This window comes from Pseudonocardia xinjiangensis, from assembly GCF_050948425.1.
Classification (GTDB): Bacteria; Actinomycetota; Actinomycetes; order Mycobacteriales; family Pseudonocardiaceae; genus Pseudonocardia; species Pseudonocardia xinjiangensis.
Window position 1 is genome coordinate 521,536 of the sequence record NZ_CP192009.1, and the last position, 18,128, is coordinate 539,663.

21 protein-coding genes are annotated in these 18,128 nt (G+C 71.8%); 13 read left to right on the forward strand and 8 right to left on the reverse strand.

The genetic code is table 11. The features are described 5' to 3' along the window. The first annotated feature begins 97 nt into the window (after window positions 1-97). Together ACQPZA_RS02535 and ACQPZA_RS02540 are read left to right on the forward strand one after the other, a co-directional pair. On the forward strand, window positions 98-895 hold the full coding sequence (locus ACQPZA_RS02535; protein WP_433278019.1) for an MSCRAMM family protein: 798 nt from the start codon (window positions 98-100) through the stop codon (window positions 893-895). Continuing rightward, window positions 892-1,752, forward strand: a complete 861-nt coding sequence (locus ACQPZA_RS02540) for an alpha/beta hydrolase (protein ID WP_433278022.1) — start codon at window positions 892-894, stop codon at window positions 1,750-1,752. The genes ACQPZA_RS02535 and ACQPZA_RS02540 overlap by 4 nt, the downstream gene beginning before the upstream one ends. Window positions 1,753-1,860: 108 nt before the next feature. Here ACQPZA_RS02540 and ACQPZA_RS02545 read toward each other — a convergent pair whose 3' ends face one another. Further along, window positions 1,861-2,568 carry an acetoacetate decarboxylase family protein gene (locus tag ACQPZA_RS02545; RefSeq protein ID WP_433278024.1) on the reverse strand — a complete coding sequence of 236 codons (708 nt, stop codon included), beginning with the start codon at window positions 2,566-2,568 and terminating at the stop codon, window positions 1,861-1,863. A 257-nt stretch (window positions 2,569-2,825) separates the two neighbouring features. On the opposite strand from ACQPZA_RS02545, the gene ACQPZA_RS02550 reads away from it, so the two are divergent. Both ACQPZA_RS02550 and ACQPZA_RS02555 read left to right on the forward strand, forming a co-directional pair. Further along, a complete protein-coding gene (locus ACQPZA_RS02550) occupies window positions 2,826-3,314 on the forward strand; it encodes a cysteine dioxygenase (RefSeq protein WP_433278026.1) in 489 nt (162 codons plus the stop codon). Then, window positions 3,311-3,700, forward strand: a complete 390-nt coding sequence (locus tag ACQPZA_RS02555; RefSeq protein ID WP_433278028.1) for a rhodanese-like domain-containing protein — start codon at window positions 3,311-3,313, stop codon at window positions 3,698-3,700. Before ACQPZA_RS02550 ends, ACQPZA_RS02555 begins: the two co-directional genes overlap by 4 nt. Here the strand turns inward: ACQPZA_RS02555 and ACQPZA_RS02560 are convergent. After that, a complete protein-coding gene (locus ACQPZA_RS02560; RefSeq protein WP_433278030.1) occupies window positions 3,693-4,907 on the reverse strand; it encodes an acyl-CoA dehydrogenase family protein in 1,215 nt (404 codons plus the stop codon). The genes ACQPZA_RS02555 and ACQPZA_RS02560 overlap by 8 nt on opposite strands. Next, entirely contained in the window at window positions 4,904-5,365 is a 462-nt protein-coding gene (locus tag ACQPZA_RS02565) for a MarR family transcriptional regulator (protein ID WP_433278032.1), read from the reverse strand. Before ACQPZA_RS02565 ends, ACQPZA_RS02560 begins: the two co-directional genes overlap by 4 nt. Before the next feature lie 108 nt (window positions 5,366-5,473). Here ACQPZA_RS02565 and ACQPZA_RS02570 point away from each other — a divergent pair, with 108 nt between their 5' ends. From ACQPZA_RS02570 to ACQPZA_RS02580, 3 genes are all read left to right on the forward strand, one after another. Then, window positions 5,474-6,526 (forward strand): SDR family oxidoreductase, encoded by a 1,053-nt coding sequence (locus ACQPZA_RS02570; protein WP_433278034.1) that lies wholly within the window; start codon window positions 5,474-5,476, stop codon window positions 6,524-6,526. A gap of 72 nt (window positions 6,527-6,598) precedes the next feature. After that, window positions 6,599-6,970: a hypothetical protein gene (locus tag ACQPZA_RS02575; protein ID WP_433278036.1), complete on the forward strand. Its 372-nt coding sequence runs from the start codon at window positions 6,599-6,601 to the stop codon at window positions 6,968-6,970. Window positions 6,971-7,052: 82 nt separating this feature from the next. Continuing rightward, window positions 7,053-7,604, forward strand: coding sequence for a CGNR zinc finger domain-containing protein (locus tag ACQPZA_RS02580; protein WP_433278039.1), 552 nt, complete (start codon window positions 7,053-7,055; stop codon window positions 7,602-7,604). Here the strand turns inward: ACQPZA_RS02580 and ACQPZA_RS02585 are convergent. Continuing rightward, window positions 7,587-8,774, reverse strand: coding sequence for a MalY/PatB family protein (locus ACQPZA_RS02585; RefSeq protein WP_433278041.1), 1,188 nt, complete (start codon window positions 8,772-8,774; stop codon window positions 7,587-7,589). The genes ACQPZA_RS02580 and ACQPZA_RS02585 overlap by 18 nt on opposite strands. Beyond that, the gene (locus ACQPZA_RS02590; protein ID WP_433278043.1) at window positions 8,774-9,253 is read right to left on the reverse strand and encodes a DinB family protein; all 480 of its coding nucleotides are present in this window, start codon (window positions 9,251-9,253) and stop codon (window positions 8,774-8,776) included. Before ACQPZA_RS02590 ends, ACQPZA_RS02585 begins: the two co-directional genes overlap by 1 nt. A 154-nt stretch (window positions 9,254-9,407) precedes the next feature. Here ACQPZA_RS02590 and ACQPZA_RS02595 point away from each other — a divergent pair, with 154 nt between their 5' ends. Then, window positions 9,408-9,686, forward strand: a complete 279-nt coding sequence (locus ACQPZA_RS02595; RefSeq protein ID WP_433278045.1) for a hypothetical protein — start codon at window positions 9,408-9,410, stop codon at window positions 9,684-9,686. 13 nt (window positions 9,687-9,699) lie between these two features. Here ACQPZA_RS02595 and ACQPZA_RS02600 read toward each other — a convergent pair whose 3' ends face one another. Next, on the reverse strand, window positions 9,700-10,482 hold the full coding sequence (locus tag ACQPZA_RS02600; protein ID WP_433278047.1) for a phosphotransferase enzyme family protein: 783 nt from the start codon (window positions 10,480-10,482) through the stop codon (window positions 9,700-9,702). Window positions 10,483-10,492: 10 nt separating this feature from the next. After that, the gene (locus tag ACQPZA_RS02605; RefSeq protein WP_433278049.1) at window positions 10,493-11,488 is read right to left on the reverse strand and encodes a sugar-binding transcriptional regulator; all 996 of its coding nucleotides are present in this window, start codon (window positions 11,486-11,488) and stop codon (window positions 10,493-10,495) included. A 120-nt stretch (window positions 11,489-11,608) separates the two neighbouring features. Between ACQPZA_RS02605 and ACQPZA_RS02610 the strand changes: the two genes are divergently transcribed. From ACQPZA_RS02610 to ACQPZA_RS02630, 5 genes are read left to right on the forward strand one after another with little or no spacing between them, the layout of a single operon-like run. Beyond that, entirely contained in the window at window positions 11,609-12,976 is a 1,368-nt protein-coding gene (locus ACQPZA_RS02610; protein ID WP_169397655.1) for an ABC transporter substrate-binding protein, read from the forward strand. After that, entirely contained in the window at window positions 12,973-13,923 is a 951-nt protein-coding gene (locus ACQPZA_RS02615) for a carbohydrate ABC transporter permease (protein WP_433278052.1), read from the forward strand. Before ACQPZA_RS02610 ends, ACQPZA_RS02615 begins: the two co-directional genes overlap by 4 nt. After that, entirely contained in the window at window positions 13,920-14,798 is an 879-nt protein-coding gene (locus ACQPZA_RS02620; RefSeq protein ID WP_433278054.1) for a carbohydrate ABC transporter permease, read from the forward strand. The genes ACQPZA_RS02615 and ACQPZA_RS02620 overlap by 4 nt, the downstream gene beginning before the upstream one ends. Continuing rightward, window positions 14,795-15,787 (forward strand): zinc-dependent alcohol dehydrogenase family protein, encoded by a 993-nt coding sequence (locus ACQPZA_RS02625; protein WP_169397652.1) that lies wholly within the window; start codon window positions 14,795-14,797, stop codon window positions 15,785-15,787. The genes ACQPZA_RS02620 and ACQPZA_RS02625 overlap by 4 nt, the downstream gene beginning before the upstream one ends. A 42-nt stretch (window positions 15,788-15,829) precedes the next feature. After that, window positions 15,830-16,471, forward strand: coding sequence for an NIPSNAP family protein (locus tag ACQPZA_RS02630; protein ID WP_433278056.1), 642 nt, complete (start codon window positions 15,830-15,832; stop codon window positions 16,469-16,471). A gap of 10 nt (window positions 16,472-16,481) precedes the next feature. Here the strand turns inward: ACQPZA_RS02630 and ACQPZA_RS02635 are convergent, their stop codons facing one another. Next, window positions 16,482-18,053, reverse strand: coding sequence for an AbgT family transporter (locus ACQPZA_RS02635; protein ID WP_433278058.1), 1,572 nt, complete (start codon window positions 18,051-18,053; stop codon window positions 16,482-16,484). Window positions 18,054-18,128 lie beyond the last annotated feature (75 nt).

Below are 18,128 nucleotides of genomic sequence, written 5' to 3' on the forward strand. Positions count from 1 at the left end.
CGACAGCGCGGGGCCTGCCGCCGCCGCGCCTGCCGTCGGCAGGCGGGGCGCCGCGGGTGCTCCCGTCCGGCCTGAGGCTGCCGAGCCGCGCGCGGTCGTGCCCGCCACCTCGGGCCCGCCGGCGCCGCGCGGGGACGCCCCCACCGCAGGGAGCGCGGCTGCGGCCGCCGTCCACGGCCGCCAGTCCGCCACCGAACGAGCGGCCGAGCAGGCCGCCGCCGACCTCGCACTGCTGCGCACGTTCGGGTTCGCCGACCCCAGCCTGCGTCCGGACAGTGCGCCGGTGGTGCAACTGGTCAGCCGGCACGAGCCCGCGCCGGAACCGCTGGTGCAGGGAGTCCCGCAGCCGGTGCGGTTCCGTGCCGTGCGCCGCGGGGGTGCTCCGGCCGGCAAGGTCGCGGTCACGCTGCTCGACGACAGGGGCCGGGTCGTCGCGGAGGACGTCGCAGGAGCCGACGGGCGCGGAGAGATGCGTGCCCCGGGCGCCGGTAGCTTCGTGCTCGTCTGTACGGCCCCCGGCCACCAGCCCGGAGCCACCGCGATCACGGTGGCGGGCGGCCCGATCGAAACCGAGGTGCTGCTGGTGCGGTCGGCGTCGCTGTCCGGGTCGGTGCACGGAGAGGACGGCCCGGTCGCGGGCGCGCGTGTCACGCTGGTGCAGGACGGCGAGATCGTCGACTCGGTCGACACCGGTCCGGACGCCGAGTACCGCATCGAGGACCTCGCGGGCGGCGAGTACGGGCTCTCGGTCGTCGCGGCGGGATGCGAGCCCATCGCGATCCTCCTCGAGGTGCCGGACGAGACCGACCTGCGCCACGACGTCGATCTGGAGCCGGCCGGCGTCGGGGCCTCGCACGACCGGGCCGACCACGACCTGAGCATCGGACAACCATGACCGACAGGCTCGATGCACGGGAACAGGCGAAGCGGGTCGAGGGCAGGTTCACCGGCGCGCGCGGCGTGGAGATCTACTGGCAGGGCCGGTTGCCCGCCGGGGACCCCACGGGCGTGCTGCTGGTCGTCCACGGCCTCGGCGAGCACTCCGGCCGCTACGGCAACGTCGAGGACGCCGTCGTGCCGGACGGGTGGGCGGTCTACGGCCTCGACCACCGCGGCCACGGACGGTCCGGAGGGCGACGTACCCACCTCGTCCGTTACGACGACTGGCTCACCGACCTGGACGCCTTCCGTCGCCAGATGGTGGCCCGCCACACCGGCCTGCCGGTCTTCATGCTCGGGCACAGCATGGGCGGCCAGATCGCGCTGGCCTACGCGCTGGAGCACCAGGACTCGCTGAGCGGTCTGGTGCTCTCCGCCCCGGCACTCCGCAACAACTCGCTTCCGAAGGCCACCGCGGCGGTGCTCCGGACGTTCGCTCTCGTGGCGCCGACGCTGCGCCCGGTCGGGATCGACCCCACGAAGATCAGCAAGGACCCGGAGGTCGTCGCCGCCTACCAGGCCGATCCGCTGGTGCACCACGGCCGCCCGACGCTCGGACTCTCGTCCGCGTTGTTCGCGCAGTTCGACGTGCTGCCCCAGCGGGCCCGTGAGCTGCGGATCCCGGTGCTGATGCAGCACGGGGACCTGGACGAGCTCGTCGACCCCGCGGGCATGCGGCTGCTGGAGTCGACCTGCGGCTCGCCGGACCGGACGGTGCACTGGTACGAGGGGCTCTGGCACGAGATCTACAACGAGCCCGAGCGCGACGGCCCGCTGTCCGACCTGCGGGAGTGGCTGGCCGCGCACCGCTGATCGCCGCGAGATCCACGGATCCGCCCCGGCGGGGGTGAACAGGAGCATCTCGGAACGATCAGCGCGCGGAGGGCCGGGGCGGGCGGGGGTCTCGGGGCGATCAGGGGGTCAGCGGGGGGTGGGTACCGCCGCGGCCATGTCGAACTCGATGTGTTCGGCGGTGAGGGTGGCCAGCGGGGGGCGGGGGAGGCCGAGGGCCCGTAGCTCGTCGGCCATCGGGTGGCCCGGGGTCAGCTCCACGGTGGCGCCGCGGAGGCCGACGCGGAGTCCGCCGATCCGGCCGCGCAGCCTGCTGGCCAGCACGGTGTCCGCGTGTGGGGCGAGGGCGGTGAGGGCGCCGGGCACGGTCAGGGGGATCCGCCGGTGCAGGGTGCGCAGGGCGGCGGTGAGGACGGGCGTGCCGGAGCTGTCGCTCAGCCGGCAGGTGGCGGCAGGGCCGGTGATGTCCAGCTCCGCCCGGGCGAGCCACTTCGGCAGCCCCCACAGCGCCCGGCCGGCCTCCAGCGTGAACGTCTGCGTCACTGCCATCTGGTGGATGTACGGGCCGATGCGGCGGCGGTGGCGGCCCAGCAGAGCGACGGCCACCTCGTGGTAGCTGCCGAGATCGCCGGCCCGGTAGGTGATGAACGCCAGCACCAGCGGCGTACGGCCGGCCACCGACACGAGGGAGAGCCCGGTGCCTGCGACGAGCTCGCTCGCTGCGGAGGTGCGGACGAGATAGGTCGCCAGCGCCGCCGAGGCGTCGGTGATCCGCACGGGGAGGGTCAGCCTGCGGCCCTGGACCTCCCAGCTCCCGTCGTCGAGCAGAGTTGCCACCACGGAAGTGTGACGCACCACCCACGGTGGGAGGACAGGCGGATGTCGGACATTTCACGGGCCATTGCACCGCCCGCTCTCGCGGCGTGGGACGAAGTGGCATGCGAGGCCTCCGGTGTGATCCGATGTCGCCATGGCGCCCGCAGCTGTCCTCGGAGAGATCTGGGGCTGCCGGCGTGCCGACCATTTCGACCAGTGCTGTTGCACGAGCTGAGGTTCTCGCCCCGCTCGTCCACCGTCATCACTGGAGTACGTCCGTGCTGCTGCACGCCCCCACCTCGCTCGTCCTCGCCGATCTCACCGCACTGACCCGTGAGGTCGCCGCCGAGGTGCACGCCGGTCTGCACCCCGTCACGATCGACCCCGACCGCCGCTGGTACCGGCTCCTGCGCAGCGACAGCTACGTCGACGTGTGGCTGATCAGCTGGGCCACCGAGCAGACGGCCGAGCTGCACGACCACGCAGGCTCGCTCGGTGCGCTCACCGTGGTGTCCGGCAGCCTCGTCGAGCAACGCTGGGCGGGAGACGGGCTGCGGCCCCGGCAGCTGCGGGCCGGTCGGAGTGTCGGGTTCCCGCTCGGACACGTGCACGACGTCGGGAACCCCGCGCCGGCGCCCGCCGTGAGCGTGCACGCCTACTCGCCGCCGCTGAGCGCGATGTCCTACTACGCGGTGGAGCCGGACCGTCGGCTGCGCCGCACCCGTAGCGTGCTCGTCGAGTCGGGGTCCTCGGAGGGAGTCGGATGACCGAGCTCACGAACCGGACGGTGCACGACCTGCTGGCGGCCGCCCGGGCCCGGCTGGACCGTCCGGACCCGAGCCGGGCCGCGGCGATGGTGGAGCGCGGCGCGATCCTCGTGGACACTCGCCCGGGATGGCAGCGCGAGCAGGAGGGCGAGCTGCCCGGTGCTCTGGTGATCGAGCGCAACCACCTGGAATGGCGGCTCGACCCGGCATCGGACGCGCGGATCCCGCAGGCCACCGACCACGACGTCACCTGGATCGTCTTCTGCTCGGAGGGCTACAGCTCCAGCCTCGCCGCGGCGTCGCTGCAGGACATCGGGCTGCGCAACGCCACCGACCTCGACGGGGGCTACCAGGCCTGGAAGAAGGTGTTCGGCCCCGTCACGTGAAGGCGCCGATCCCGGTGATGTCGCGCCCGACGATCAGGGTCTGCATCGTCTCGGTGCCCTCGAACGTGTGGATCGACTCGATGTCGGCCCAGTGCCGCACCACGTGGTGCTCGAGCAGGATCCCGTTGCCGCCGAGCAGGTCACGGGCCTCGGAGAGGATCGCGCGCGCGGTGCGCGTGTTGTGCATCTTCGCCAGCCCGGCCACCGTGGGCGACAGTCGTCCCGCGTCGGCGAGCCTGGCCAGCTGCATGCAGTAGAGCTGCATGCCGGTGAGGTCGGCGAGCATGCGCACCAGCCGCTCCTGCACGATCTGGAACGACGCCAGCGGCTTGCCGAACTGCTGTCGCTCCGTGGCGTAGCGCAGCGCCGCCTCGTAGCCGGCGGTGGCATGCCCGAGCGCCATCCAGGCGCAGGTGCCTCGCGTGCTGGCGAGCACCCGGGCGGCGTCCTTGAACGACCGGGCGTTCACCAGCCGGTTCTCGTCCGGCACCCGGACGCCGGTCAGGCGGATGTCGGACTGCCACACCGACCGCAGCGAGACCTTCCCGGTGATCACCTCGGCGTGGTAGCCCTCGGCCGGAGTCTCGACGACGAACCCGAGGACGTCACCGGAGTCGGTGTCGCGGGCCCACACCACCACGAGGTCGGCGATCGTGCCGTTGCCGATCCAGCGCTTGACGCCGTCGAGCACCCAGTGGTCGCCGTCACGGCGGGCGATGGTCTCGAGGGCGACGGAGTCCGATCCGTGCTCCGGTTCGGTGAGCGCGAAGGCCCCGATCCTGTCCAATGTGGACATGGCAGGCAGCCAGCGCTGCTTCTGCTCATCCGAGCCGCACATCGCGATCGACTGCATGGCGAGCCCGGCGTGCACGGCGAGGAACGTGCCGAGCGAGCCGTCGCCGCGGTGCAGCTCCATGTGCACCAGCCCGCACGCCAGCGGGCTCATCGCGGCCGCTCCGTAGCCCTGGATGTCCTCGCCGACGACGCCGAGCTCGGGCAGCCTGCGGAACAGGTGCCAGGGGAGCTCGGCCTTCTCCCAGTACTCCGCGATGTCGGGCAGCACCTCGTCGTCGACGAACTTCCGGACGGCGATGAAGCGGTCCCACTGCTCGTCGGTGAACTGCTCGCGGACGAAGAAGAAGTCGGTGCCCAGTGCCTCGCCGAGGTGGGCGTAGCGGGTGCTGTGACGATCCCGATCCTCGGTCATCGCCCGATACTGGCACGCCGTCCGGGGTGTGGCAGGGCGTGCAGGGCGTCGACCAGGGGGGCGAGCTCCGGGTCGGCCCGCGCGGCGTCGAGCGCGTCGGCGAGGGCGCTGTCGTGCACCGGATGCGCCTGCTCCAGCAGCTCCTTGCCGTCGGTGGTGAGCGTGCTGTAGATCCCGCGCCGGTCGTCGTCGCACAGGTAGCGGCTCAGCAGGCCACGGGTCTCCAGCCGGGTGACGAGCCGGGTGGTGGCGCTGTGGGACAGCATCGCGGCACCCGCGAGCTGCTGCATGCGCATGTGCCAGCCGTCCTGCCGGGCGAGGGTGTCGAGCACCGTGTACTCGACGACCGAGAGCCCGAACCCGCTCTGCAGCGCTCTCTCCAGCGCCTCGTCGAGGCGTGCGTGGAGCGCGGCCAGTGTGCGCCAGCCCCGGGCGCGCACATCCGCCTGGTCGGTCACGGCCGTCGATCACCTCCGTCCTTGCGGACGATCATACGGGGTTGTCGCCAGTAGGAAGCGTGTGCAAATGTTGCACACGCTTTGTACTGGCGTTCGGAAGGAACAGCGATGCAGAACACCGCGCTCGTCGTCGGCGCGAACGGCGTCATCGGCGGCACGCTCGCCGCGCACCTGGCCGACCTCCCGGAGTGGGAGGTCGTCGGCCTGTCGCGCCGCGGTGGGCCGCCCGACGGGCCTGTCCGGCACGTCGCGGTCGACCTGTTCGACCCGGCAGGGGTGCGGGAGGCGCTGCGCGCACACCCGGGGGTGACCCACGTCTTCTATGCGGCCTACCAGGACCGGCCGACGTGGTCCGCGCTCGTGGAGCCCAACGTCACGATGCTGCGCAGCGTGCTCGACGCGGTGGCGTCCACGGCTCCGGACCTGCGGCACGTGAGCCTCATGCAGGGGTACAAGGTGTACGGCGCCCACCTCGGGCCGTTCGCCACGCCGGCGAGGGAGAGCGACCCACCCCACATGCCGCCGGAGTTCAACGTCGACCAGCAGCACCTCGTCGAGGCGCGGGCGGCCGAGGCGGGCTGGACGTGGTCGGCCATCCGCCCGTCGGTGGTCGCCGGGTTCGGGCTCGGCAACCCGATGAACCTCGGTGTCGTGCTCGCCGTCTACGCCTCGATCAGCGCCGAGCTGGGCGTCCCGCTCCGGTTTCCCGGCAGGCCGGGCGCCTACGACGCGCTGCTCGAGCTGACCGACGCCGGGCTGCTGGCCGAGGCGACGGTGTGGGCGGCCACCGATCCCCGGTGCGCGAACGAGGCCTTCAACATCGCCAACGGCGACCTGTTCCGCTGGAGTCGCATGTGGCCGGTGGTCGCGGAGGCGTTCGGGCTGGAGGTCGCGCCGCCGCTGCTCATGTCGCTCTCGGACGTGATGGCGGACAAGGAGCCCGTGTGGGACTCGATGGTCGCCCGGCACGGGCTGGTCGCCACGTCGTACGCCGATGTCTCGTCCTGGGCGTTCGGCGACTTCGTCCTCTCCTGGGACTACGACATGTTCGCCGACACGTCCAAGTCGCGGCGGTTCGGGTTCCACTCCTACGTGGACACGGAGGCGATGCTGCTGCGGCTGTTCGACGATCTGCGCAGGCGCCGGATCATCCCGGGCTGAACCACGGAGGACATGGCCGCCGCGTGACTCCTTACGACATCCTGTGGGCCGACGGCGAACGAGAGGAACGACGTGAAGAAGGATGTCGAGGAAGCCGGATCCGACAGCAGCTACGCGGTGGTGGGGAGCGTCGCGACGGGCGGCAGCGTGGCGGTTGCGGGGAGTGTGGCGACGGCGGGCAGCGTGGCGGTCGCCGGCAGCGTCGCCACGTCGGGTAGCGCAGGTGTGGCCGGCAGCGTGGCGACGGCCGGGAGTGCCGGGATCGTCGGCAGCGTGATGACGATCCTGAGCGTCGGACTGCTCGCCTGCATCGCGTGTCTGGGATGTGTCGGCTGCCGCCGCTGCGTGGGCTGCATCGGCTGTGTCGACTGCGAAGGCTGCGTGGGCTGCATCGGCTGTGTGGGCCTGCGCGGCGCGGTGGGCAAGGTGGGTGCGGGAGCCTGATCTCGACCCGGGTCGCTCGGATGCGGGCTCCTGCGCTGTTGCCGTCCTTGCGGGAGCCTGACGTCACCGTCAATATGGTGACGTGCATGTGTTCGTGAGCGGGCGGGTGTCGCTGGACCTGGCCGGCACCTTGAAGTGGCGACGCCACAAGCAGGAGGAACTGCTGTCGGCTGGTCGCGACGTCGCCGAGTGGGTGGTGGAGGCGGGCCTGCTGACGCATCCCCCGGTGGTCGACGACACCGCCGTCGCGGAGGTGCGCCGGTTGCGCGAGCTCGTCTACGCGGCCACGAGGACCGAGCCGGAGCGGCGGGTGCAGGCCGCGGAGCTGCAGGCCCTCGCCGACCCGCCGCCGGTCCGGTCGGTGCTGACGGCGGGCGGCGCGCTCGAACGCCATGGTGACCTGACCGCGGTCCTGTCCACGGTCGCCCGCGACGCCATCGAGCTGGTCGGCTCGGCGGACCTGGCCAGGGTGCGGGAGTGCGGACGGCCCGAGTGCACCCGGCTGTTCGTCGACGACTCCCGCGGCAAGCCCCGCCGCTGGTGCGGCATGACGGAGTGCGGGAACCGGATGAAGGCCGCCGAGTACCGGCGCAGGCAGCGCCGGGAACGGGGCGGGCTAGCTGCGGGCCAGTGAGCCCAGCCGGGCGAGGATCTCCTCCAGCAGCGGGCCGCTGGTCGCGAAGTTGAGCCGCAGGTACCGGCGACCGTCGTCGCCGAAGGGCGCACCGCCGTCGAGCAGGACCCCTGTGCGGGTGAGCACCTCGTCCACCGGGTCCTCGCCCAGCCCGAGGACATCGGCCTCGAACCAGTAGAGGTAGGTCGCCTCGGGCATTGCTGTCACCTCCGCCCCCCACGAGGCGAGAGTCGCGCTGACCTGCTGCCGGTTCCGGTCGAGGACGCGCATCAGCCGCTCCTGCCAGTCGGCCCCGTACTGCCAGGCGGCGAGGGTGCCGGCCACGCCGACCGTGGAGACCGTGCCGTAGAGGTCCACCGGTGGGGCGTCCCGCAGTGCGAGCAGGCGCTGTGGGCCGAAGTGCGCCACCGAGCACCGCAGCCCGGCCAGGTTGAACGCCTTGCTCGCGGAGGTCAGCGTCACGGTGCGGGCCGCGGTGTCGTCGTCGAGCGAGGCGAACGGGATGTGCCGGTGCGGCGCGTAGGTCAGCTCGGCGTGGATCTCGTCGCTGATCACCAGCAGGTCGTGCCGCCGGGCGATCCCCGCGATCTCGGTGAGCTCGTCGCGGGTGAGGACGCGTCCGGTCGGGTTGTGCGGGTTGACCAGCAGCAGGGCCCGGCAGTTCTCCCGGGCGACGGCGTCGGCGAGGCCGGCGATGTCGGGCGCCCAGCCCGTGGGGGTTCTGGTCCACGGCGAGCTCACCCGGCGGCGTCCCATGGCCTCGAGGGTGGCGAGGAAGGGCGGGTAGTTCGGCGTCTGTACCGCCACGGCATCCCCGGGAGCGGTGCCGAGGTGCAGCACGAGCTGGAGGGCCTGGAGGAGGTCGGTGTGCTCGCGGACGTCGGCCGCCGAGATGGTCCAGCCGTAGCGCTCCAGCATCCGGTCGGCGAAGGCCGCGCGGAGCGGGCTGCCTCCCGGCCATTCCGGGTAGCCGAGGTCGCCGTACCGGACGATCTGTTCGATCGCGTCGGCCACCATCGGCGGCACGTCGAAGTCCATGTCCGCCACCCACGCCGGCAGCACGTCCGGGGCGACCCGTTGCCACTTCACCCCGGGGCGTCGGCGCAGCTCGCTCAGGCGGAGCGCGTCGAACAGCGGGTCGCTCAGCCGGAGCGCTTCGCCGGTGCTCATCACGCCCGCTCCCGCTCGAGAAGGTCGCAGGTCAGCTGCACCTGTCCGTGGTGCTGCGCCAGCTCCTCGAGCACGTGCAGGAGCACACCTGCGCAGGTCAAGGGCTGTTCTGGGCCCTCGTAGTCGCCGGCCGGAGGGTTCTTCGGGCTGCCCGCCAGGTCGGCACCCGCCAGGTCGGCGGCCAGCCGGCGCTGAACGTCAGCGACCTGGCGGCGCAGGTCGTCCAGGCCGCCCGTCGCGCTGAACTCCGCGGCCCGGTTCCGGCTGGTCGGGCGGCCCGCGACCACATGCCCGATCCAGTAGTCGGCCACCTCGACGCAGTGGTGCACGATCGCGAAGGGGCTGTTGGCGCCCCGCACCGGTGGTCTCGCGTTGATCGTGTCCTCGTCCAGGTCGCCCAGCGCGTCGAGCATCCCCGTGAAGGCCCGCGCGAGGAAGTACAGGTACTCGTCGGTACCGGGGACCACTGCCGTTCCCATGCCGAGCCTCCTCGGAATCACCGTTCGTCAGGTGACGGAAGTGTTCGCGAGTGAGGCCGTCACTGTCAAGACGGTGATGGCGGTGCTCCGGTGCCCGGTGATCACGACCACTGTTCCGGGAGGGGACCGGACGGAGACGTTACGGTCGCCGGCCATGCAGCGGATCGCAGCCGACCTGATGATCCCCGGTCGCGGCGATCCGGTTGCCGACGCCGTCGTCCTGCTCGACGGACCGACGATCTCCTACGCGGGCCCGGCTGCCGAGGCGCCGGAGGCCCCCGGCGCGGAGACCGTGCGGACGGCGGTCGTCATGCCGGGCTACGACGCGGATGTGCTCACCCTCGACCACGACCCCCTCGACGACATCACCGTGCTCGCCGACCCCGAACAGGTACGCGGGGTGTGGCAGGCGGGCCGCCGGGTCAAGGGCTGACGCTGCGCGGTCGTCAGCGCAGCGCCTCGGTGATCGCGTGGGCATTCCGGTCGATCCACTCGCGCGTCCGAGCGGCCCGGGCCGCGGCCTCCGGCGTCCAGTACTGCACGAAGCCCGGCACCCCGCGCTCGGCGCCGTCGCGCACGATCTCGCGCATCCACTCGTGGCTCGCACGTAGCGCGGTGACGAACTCGGCGCGGCCGGTCTCGTCCAGGCCGTAGGCGTCGACGAAGATCCGCAGGCGCAGCAGTTCCCGGCCGTGCCGGACGTCGGAGATGTCGGCGGGCGCCCGCAGGGGTGCCCACAGCCGGGCCGCCGCGGCCACGTCCCACACCGCGTTGCCGGGGCCTGCGAGGTCGAAGTCGATCAGGGCGACCGCACGGCCGTCCCGGAAGACGATGTTGTCCAGGTTCGGGTCGTTGTGCGCGATGCCGCCGCCGTCGAACGGGGCCGGGGCGGGGTGCGACCACGGGTAGGGCGAGGGGTCGAACCCGGCCGTGGCGTCGTGGAAGCGCCGGAGCAGCCGCCCGACGCTGGCCAGTGCGGCATCGGTGAGTCCCCACGCCGGTGCCGGGGCGATGACGGCCTGGCCGGGCACGTAGCTGAGCACCTCGCGGCCCGCGCCGTCGGTGCCGAGCGCGCGAGGCGCCCCGTCGAACCCCACGTGCTCCAGATGGCGCAGCAGGGCGTGGGTGGCGGTGCTCGTCGGCCGCCACGGCCTGCGCACCGTGTCGCCGACCCGGTGGACGCGGCCACGGTTGGCCGTGCCACCCGGCAGGGGCACCTCCACCGTCATGCCGCCACCGTCACGATCCGGCTTCGCGGATCAGGGCCTCCGCCAGCGTCGAGTGCGTCACCAGGCTGTCGACCAGCCCGCCCCGGACGGCGGCGAGCACCGCCTTGACCTTCGCGGTGCCGTACACGATCGCGATCACCTCGGGGACGGCTCGCATCTGTTCCGCCGTGATGCCGATCATCCGCTCGGTGAGGTCGGAGGCCACGGGTGTCCCGTCGGCGTCGACGAGCACGCCGGAGATCTCGGCGGCCACCCCGAGCCGGCCGAGCTCGTGCCGTTCCGCCTCGCTGGTGGCGTCGTAGAGGGTGGACTGCTCGGGCGCCCACGCACCCACGCCCGCGACGGCGCGGGTGACCGAACCGATGCGGGAGAACGCCCGCGCGACCTCCGGCTGGCGACGCAGGGCCTGGGCGGTTGCGGCGTCCGGCACGGCCATCGGCGCGTAGAAGAAGTAGGCGGGCCCACCCGCGACGCGGGCGACGTCCCGGACCACCTCGATCGAGCTGTCGTCCACGCCGGGACGGGTCAGCGCGCCGGTGAGCTGGATGACCGGCACGGTGGCGAGCCGCTGCAGCGCCGTGGCCATGGCGCTGACCGAGCGGGCCCACGAGAGGCCGAGCACGTCGTCGGGGGTGACGAGCTCGGTCAGCAGTTCGGCGGCGGCCGCTCCCAGGTGCTCACGCAGTGATGCGGGGTGGTCGTCGGGGGTGTCGGTGACGACGCAGTGCTGCAGGCCGAGGGTCTCCATCAGGCGGGCCGAGAGCTCGACGTCGATCACACCCGGGTGGCCGATCTCGATGCGCACCAGCCCGCTGCTGCGGGCGTCGTCGAGCAGCCGGGCGACCTTGAACCGGCTGAGGGCGAACTCCTCGGCGATCTCGACCTTCGAGCGGCCGTCGAGGTAGTACCGGCGGGCGACGGACGCGGTGAGGACGAGGTGGGCCGGCCCGTGTGCACTGCCGCCTCTGACCGCGACCACGGCTCGGCCCTCCTCGACCTCGCTCATTTGAGCGATCTGTCGCCCATTCTTACACGAACCATTGACTGGACGTGACCGTTACCACAGGCTCACCAGTGATCAGGGCGCCGCTCATCTGAGCACGCCCGTGGGTCCCGGGAGGACGCGATGAAGCGAACGGGCATGCGCGCTGCGCTGCTCGCTCTCGCGGTGATGCTGGCGAGCACGGCCTGCGCGGGGTGGGGCGGCGGCGTCGGCGGCGGCGGGGCGAACAGCATCAATGTGCTGATGGTCAACAACCCGCAGATGATCGACCTACAGCGGCTCACGGCCGAGCACTTCACGAAGGACACCGGGATCTCGGTCAACTTCACGGTGCTGCCCGAGAACGACGTGCGCGACAAGATCAGCCAGGAGTTCTCGAGCCAGGCCGGCCAGTACGACGTCGCGTCGCTCTCGAACTTCGAGATCCCGATCTACGCCCGCAGCCGGTGGATCGCGCCGCTCGACCAGTACATCGCCGCCGACCCGGCGTTCGACCAGAAGGACATCCTCGCGCCGATGACCACGTCGCTCAGCGGCGACGACGGCAAGATCTACGGCGAGCCCTTCTACGGCGAGTCGTCGTTCCTCATGTACCGCAAGGACGTGTTGGCGGCCGCCGGGATCACGATGCCGGCCAAGCCCACCTGGCAGCAGGTGGCCGACATCGCCGCCAAGGTGGACGGTGCCGAGCCCGGGATGGCCGGCATCTGCCTGCGCGGGCAGCCGGGGTGGGGGCAGGTCTTCGCGCCGCTCACCACCGTCGTCAACACCTTCGGCGGCACCTGGTTCACGGCCGACTGGCAGGCCCAGGTGAACGCGCCGGAGTTCCGCCGTGCCGTGCAGTTCTACGTCGACCTCGTGCGGGCGCACGGCGAGGCGGGCGCCCCACAGGCCGGGTTCACCGAGTGCCTCAACAACCTCGTCCAGGGCAACGTCGCGATGTGGTACGACGCCACGTCCGCGGCGGGCTCGCTCGAGGCGGCCGACTCGCCGGTGCGCGGCAAGATCGGTTACGCGCCCGCACCCGTCGTGGAGACCGCCAGCTCCGGCTGGCTGTACGCATGGTCGTGGGCCATCCAGGCGGCGAGCCAGAAGAAGGACGACGCGTGGAAGTTCATCTCCTGGGCGTCGAGCAAGCAGTACGAGCAGCTCGTCGGTCAGGAGATCGGCTGGTCGAACGTGCCGGCCGGCAAGCGGGCGTCGACGTACGAGAACCAGGACTACCTGGCACAGGCCGGGGCGTTCGCCGGTCCGACGAAGGCGGCGATCGAGAGCGCCGACCCACGCAACCCCGGGGTCCAGCCGAGGCCGGCGATCGGCATCCAGTTCGTGGACATCCCGGAGTTCCCCGACCTCGGGACGCAGGTGTCGCAGGACGTGAGCTCGGCGATCGCCGGGCTGGTGACGGTGGACCAGGCGCTCGACCGGGGTCAGCAGCTCGCTGACGACGTGGCGGAGCGCTACCGGGCCCGGGCGGAGGGCGGATCATGACCACAGCACTGGAACCGCGGACGGGCCCGGCGTGGCGCCGTTCGCCGGAGGAGACACAGGCGCTGCGCCGCGCGGGGAACTGGGCCCGGCGGGCGCCGCTCCTGCCCGCGCTGATCTTCCTGATCATCGTGACGCAGCTGCCGTTCGTGGTCACGCTGATCATCTCGTTCATGAACTGGAACGCGTACTACCCCGACGAGCGGGGGTTCGCGGGGATCGACAACTTCCGACGCGTGCTCACCGACGTGAACACGCGTGACTCGATCATCACCACCATCAAGCTGACCGTCTCCGTGGTGCTGGTCAGTCTGGTCCTCGGCCTGCTCATCGCGCTGCTGCTGGACCGGGCGTTCCGGGGTCGCGGCGTCGTCCGCACGATGATGATCACGCCGTTCCTCATCGTGCCGGTCGCGGCCGCGCTGGTCTGGAAGCACGCGCTCTACAACCCGGAGTACGGCCTCTTCAACGGGGTGCTCACGTGGATCTTCGGGCAGAACGCGCCCCAGCCGGACTGGATATCCACCATGCCGCTGACGGCGATCGTGGCGTCGCTGGTCTGGCAGTGGACGCCGTTCATGATGCTGATCATCCTGGCCGGCCTGCAGAGCAAGCCGCTCGACGTGATCGAGGCCGCCAAGATCGACGGCTGTTCCGGCTGGCAGATCTTCCGGCACATGACGCTGCCGCACCTGCGGCAGTACCTGGAGCTCGGGGCCCTGCTCGGGTCGATCTACATCGTGCAGAACTTCGACGCCGTCTTCACGATCACCTCGGGTGGTCTGGGCACGGCCAACCTGCCCTACACGATCTACCAGACCTTCTACAACGCGCAGGACTACGGCCGGGCGTCCGCCGCGGGCGTCGTCGTCGTGATCGGGACGATCCTCATCGCCACGCTCGCGCTGCGCACCGTGTCGTCGCTGTTCCGTGAGGAGGGGGCCCGATGACCGCGACCCTGGAGGCACCCCGCACCGCACCGCCCGCGGCGCCGGCGCGCCACCGCAACCGGACCGGCACGCTGCTCACCGTGGTCGCGTGGGTGGTCGGCGTCCTCTTCATCATCCCGGTGCTGTGGATGCTGCTCACCTCGCTCCACAGCGAGACCGACGCCGCCACCAACCCGCCGTCGATCTTCGCGCCGCTCACGCTGGAGGGCTACGCCAACTTCTTCGGCGCGCAGACGGGCACGAGCCCGTGGCCGTCGCTGCTCAACTCGCTGACGGCGAGCGTCCTGTCCACGGCGCTCGTGCTGGTGCTCGCGATCCCGGCGGCGTACGCGCTGTCGATCCGGCCGGTGCGCAAGTGGACCGACGTGCTGTTCTTCTTCCTGTCCACGAAGATGCTGCCGGTGGTGGCCGGTCTGCTGCCGGTGTACCTGATCGCTCAGCAGATCGGGCTGCTCGACAACATCTGGCTGCTGATCATCCTGTACACGTCGATGAACCTGCCGATCGCCGTGTGGATGATGCGCTCGTTCCTCGCGGAGGTTCCGGTCGAGGTGCTCGAGGCGGCGGCGATCGACGGCTGCGGGCTGATGCGGACGCTGCGCACCGTCGTCGGGCCGATGATCCTGCCCGGCATCGCTGCCACGTCGCTGATCTGCTTCATCTTCAGCTGGAACGAGCTGCTGTTCGCCCGCGTGCTCACCGCCACCGTGGCGCAGACGGCACCCGTGTTCCTCACCAGCTTCGTCACCAGTCAGGGCCTGTTCCTGGCCACGGTGTGCGCGGCGTCGGTGGTCGTGTCGCTGCCGGTGCTCATCGCCGGGTTCGCGGCGCAGGACAAGCTCGTGCAGGGTCTCTCGTTGGGAGCGATCAAGTGAAGGCCGCAGTCATCAGTGCCGATGCCGTCACCGTGGAGACGGTGCCGGACCCCACGCCCGGGCCCCGGGAGGTGGTCGTCGCCGTCGCGGGCTGCGGGATCTGCGGCACCGACCTGCACATCGCCGACGGGGAGTTCGCCCCCACGCTGCCGGTGGTGCCGGGCCACGAGTTCGCTGGCGAGGTCGTGGCACTGGGCAGTGACGTCACGGAGCTGCGCGTCGGTGACCAGGTGGCCGTCGACCCGTCGCTGCACTGCGGGGAGTGCTACTACTGCCGCCGCGGCCGTGGCAACCTCTGCGAGCGCTGGGCCGCGATCGGGGTGACCACCACCGGCGGGGCCGCCGAGTTCGCCGTGGCACCGGTCGGCAACTGCGTGCGGCTGCCGGAGGGCGTCTCCCCTGCCGACGCCGCGCTGATCGAGCCGCTCTCCTGTGCGGTGCGGGGCTTCGACGTGCTTGCCCCGCAGCTCGCCGACCACTACCTCATCTACGGCGCCGGCACGATGGGCCTGATGATGATGGAGCTCGCCAAGCGCGCAGGCGCCGCGAGCGTCAGCATGGTCGATCTCAACCCGGCCCGGCTGGAGACGGCCAAGGAGCTCGGCTGCTCCGCGGTCGTGGGCAGCGCCGACGAGCTGGACCGCCCGCGCGGCTGGGACATCGTGATCGACTGCACCGGAGTGGTCGCCGCGATCGAGGACGGCCTCACGCGCGTCGGCAAGGGCGGCACGTTCCAGCAGTTCGGCGTGGCCAACGAGGACGCCATGGCGCGCTTCTCGCCGTTCCGCATCTACAACCAGGAGATCCGGATCGTCGGGTCGATGGCGGTGCTGCACAGCTTCGAGCGGGCCGCCGAGCTGTTCGCCGAGGGCGCGCTGCGCCCGGACGTGATGATCAGCCACCGGATGACCCTCGACGAGTACCCGCAGGCGCTGGAGCAGTTCCGGGCGGGCGTGGGGCGCAAGATCCAGGTGCGCCCCGGCCACTGAGCACGCCCGGAACTGTCGGGCGGTCTGCCTATCGTGCGCCGGGTGACCGTTCTCGAGCTGCGCCGCTACACCCTCCACCCGGGCCGTCGCGACGAGCTGGTCGCGCTGTTCGAGCGGGAGTTCGTGGAGCCGCAGGAGGCGCTGGGCGCGCAGGTGGTCGGCACGTTCCGCGACGTCGACGACCCGGACGCGTTCGTCTGGGTCCGCGCGTTCGCCGACATGGCCGCCCGGCACCGTGCGCTCACCGGCTTCTACGGCGGACCGGTCTGGAAGGCACACCGCGAGGCGGCGAACGCCACGATGATCACGTTCGACGACGTGCTGCTGCTGGAACCCGTCGGCGCCGGGTTCCCCGCCCGCCCGAGAGCTGCAGCGGGGGAGGGCCGCCCCGGCCCGTCCCGCGTCCTCGCCGTGGTGCGCACGGGCCCGGGCGCCGAACCCGAGGTCACCACGGCCGCACACATCCTCGGGGCGGCGCCGGTGGTGGCGCGCACCGCGCCGTACCCCAACAACTATCCGGCGCTCCCGGTGCGCGACGAGCAGGCCGTGGTCTGGTTCGCGTCCTTCCCGCACGCCGGCGCCGCGCTCGCGGCGCGCGGGCGGCTGGCGTCCCATCCCCTCGGCCGCGCGCCGGGCGGGCGGCTGCTGACCCTGGAGCCCACCCCGCGCTCCGCCCTGCGTTGACCGCGCCCGGTCACTCGGCCACGCGGATGCCCATACCGGGCCCGAGTGGCAGGTCGAGGAAGTAGAACGCCGTGAGGATCAGCACCCACGACACCCAGAACGGGACCACGAACGGCACCATCTTGGCGATCACGGTGCCGAGACCGGCCGAGGGCTCGTAGCGGCGCACGAAGGTCAGCAGCACGATCATGTACGGGTTCAACGGCGTCATCACCTGCGTGGCCGAGTCGCCCACCCGGAACGCGGCCTGCGTGAAGCCGGGCTCGTAGCCGAGCAGGAGGAACAGCGGCACGAACACGCTCGCCATCAGCGTCCAGAGGCTCGATCCGGACACGATGAACAGGTTGAGCACCGACGCCAGCACGATGAACCCGAGGATGGCCGGGTAGCCGGTGAGCCCGATCCCCTCCAGCAGGCTCGCGCCGGACACCGCCAGCCACGCCCCGATGTTGGTCCAGGCGAACAGGGCGATGAACTGCCCGAGGACGAAAGCCAGCACGATGAAGCCGGACAGGTCCTTGAGCGCCTGGCCCATCAGCAGCGGCACGTCGGCGCCCCTGCGGATCGCGCCCGCCACGATCCCGTAGGCCAGCCCGGGCACGAAGAACGCGAGGAACACGAGCGTGACCACCGAGCTGAGCAGCGGTGAGGTCGGCAGGTAACCCCCGGTCTCGTTGCGCAGCGGTGACCCGGGCGCAAGAGCCAGCACCAGCACGGCGGCGGTCAGCACGACCAGGGTGACACCCGCGGCCCGCAGTCCCCGGCGCTCGGCGGTGGTCACCTCGGCGTCCACCGGCGGCGCGTCCGGTCCGGTCCCGTCGCCGGGGCGCTCGTCGCGGGGGAAGCCCGTCCGGACCAGGCCGGGCTCGACGATCTTGTCGATCACCAGTCCGGCCAGCAGGCTGAGCACTATCGCGGAGACGATGTTGAAGAAGTAGTTCGAGACCGGCGTGACGGTTGTGCCCGCGTCGGGCAGCGTGGCGGCCACCCCGTTGGTGATCCCGGCGAACAGCGCGTCCAGGCTCGTGACGAGCAGCGACGTCGAGTAGCCCGCGCCTGCCGCGGCGAACCCACCGAGGAGGCCGGCCACGGGGTGGCGCCCTGCGGCCTTGAACACGATCGCGGCCAGCGGCGGGATGATGATGAACACCGAGTCGGACATCACGCTGCCCGTGACGCCGATGAAGCCGAGCGCGTAGGGCAGCAGCGAGCGCGGGGCGTTGCGGAACGCCAGCCGGATCAGCGCGGAGAGCATGCCGGTGCGCTCGGCCAGCCCGACGCCCAGCATGATCGTCACCACGGTCTGCAGCGGCGGGAAGCCGATGAAGTTCGCCGCCAGCCCGGTGAAGAAGAACTCCACGCCCTCGCCGCTGAAGGCGCCGCGGATCGCCGTGACACCGTCCCGGCCCGGTACGGCGACGGCCACCCCGAAGGCCGCCATGACCGTGGACACCACCGCCACCACGAGTGTGAGCAGCGCGAACAGGATGAACGGCTCGGGTAGCCGGTTGCCCACCCGTTCGATCCCGCCCAGGAGGCGGTCGAGCCGGCCGGGGGGAGCGGGGGTGCTGGTTGCGGTCACGGTCGGCTGCCTCCAGTCGTCCTCGGGGGACGGGCCGGTCGGTGGGGCGCAGTCGGTCGGTGCGGTGGAGCAGGG

Bases quoted from the DNA above. Each gene is read 5' to 3' on its own strand.
- ACQPZA_RS02590 (WP_433278043.1), bottom strand. From the start codon at position 9,253: ATGGGAACGGCAGTGGTCCCCGGTACCGACGAGTACCTGTACTTCCTC.
- ACQPZA_RS02620 (WP_433278054.1), top strand. From the start codon at position 13,920: ATGACCGCGACCCTGGAGGCACCCCGCACCGCACCGCCCGCGGCGCCG.
- ACQPZA_RS02570 (WP_433278034.1), top strand. From the start codon at position 5,474: ATGCAGAACACCGCGCTCGTCGTCGGCGCGAACGGCGTCATCGGCGGC.
- ACQPZA_RS02560 (WP_433278030.1), bottom strand. From the start codon at position 4,907: ATGACCGAGGATCGGGATCGTCACAGCACCCGCTACGCCCACCTCGGC.
- ACQPZA_RS02540 (WP_433278022.1), top strand. From the start codon at position 892: ATGACCGACAGGCTCGATGCACGGGAACAGGCGAAGCGGGTCGAGGGC.
- ACQPZA_RS02595 (WP_433278045.1), top strand. From the start codon at position 9,408: ATGCAGCGGATCGCAGCCGACCTGATGATCCCCGGTCGCGGCGATCCG.
- ACQPZA_RS02585 (WP_433278041.1), bottom strand. From the start codon at position 8,774: ATGAGCACCGGCGAAGCGCTCCGGCTGAGCGACCCGCTGTTCGACGCG.
- ACQPZA_RS02610 (WP_169397655.1), top strand. From the start codon at position 11,609: ATGAAGCGAACGGGCATGCGCGCTGCGCTGCTCGCTCTCGCGGTGATG.
- ACQPZA_RS02615 (WP_433278052.1), top strand. From the start codon at position 12,973: ATGACCACAGCACTGGAACCGCGGACGGGCCCGGCGTGGCGCCGTTCG.
- ACQPZA_RS02555 (WP_433278028.1), top strand. From the start codon at position 3,311: ATGACCGAGCTCACGAACCGGACGGTGCACGACCTGCTGGCGGCCGCC.
- ACQPZA_RS02605 (WP_433278049.1), bottom strand. From the start codon at position 11,488: ATGAGCGAGGTCGAGGAGGGCCGAGCCGTGGTCGCGGTCAGAGGCGGC.
- ACQPZA_RS02600 (WP_433278047.1), bottom strand. From the start codon at position 10,482: ATGACGGTGGAGGTGCCCCTGCCGGGTGGCACGGCCAACCGTGGCCGC.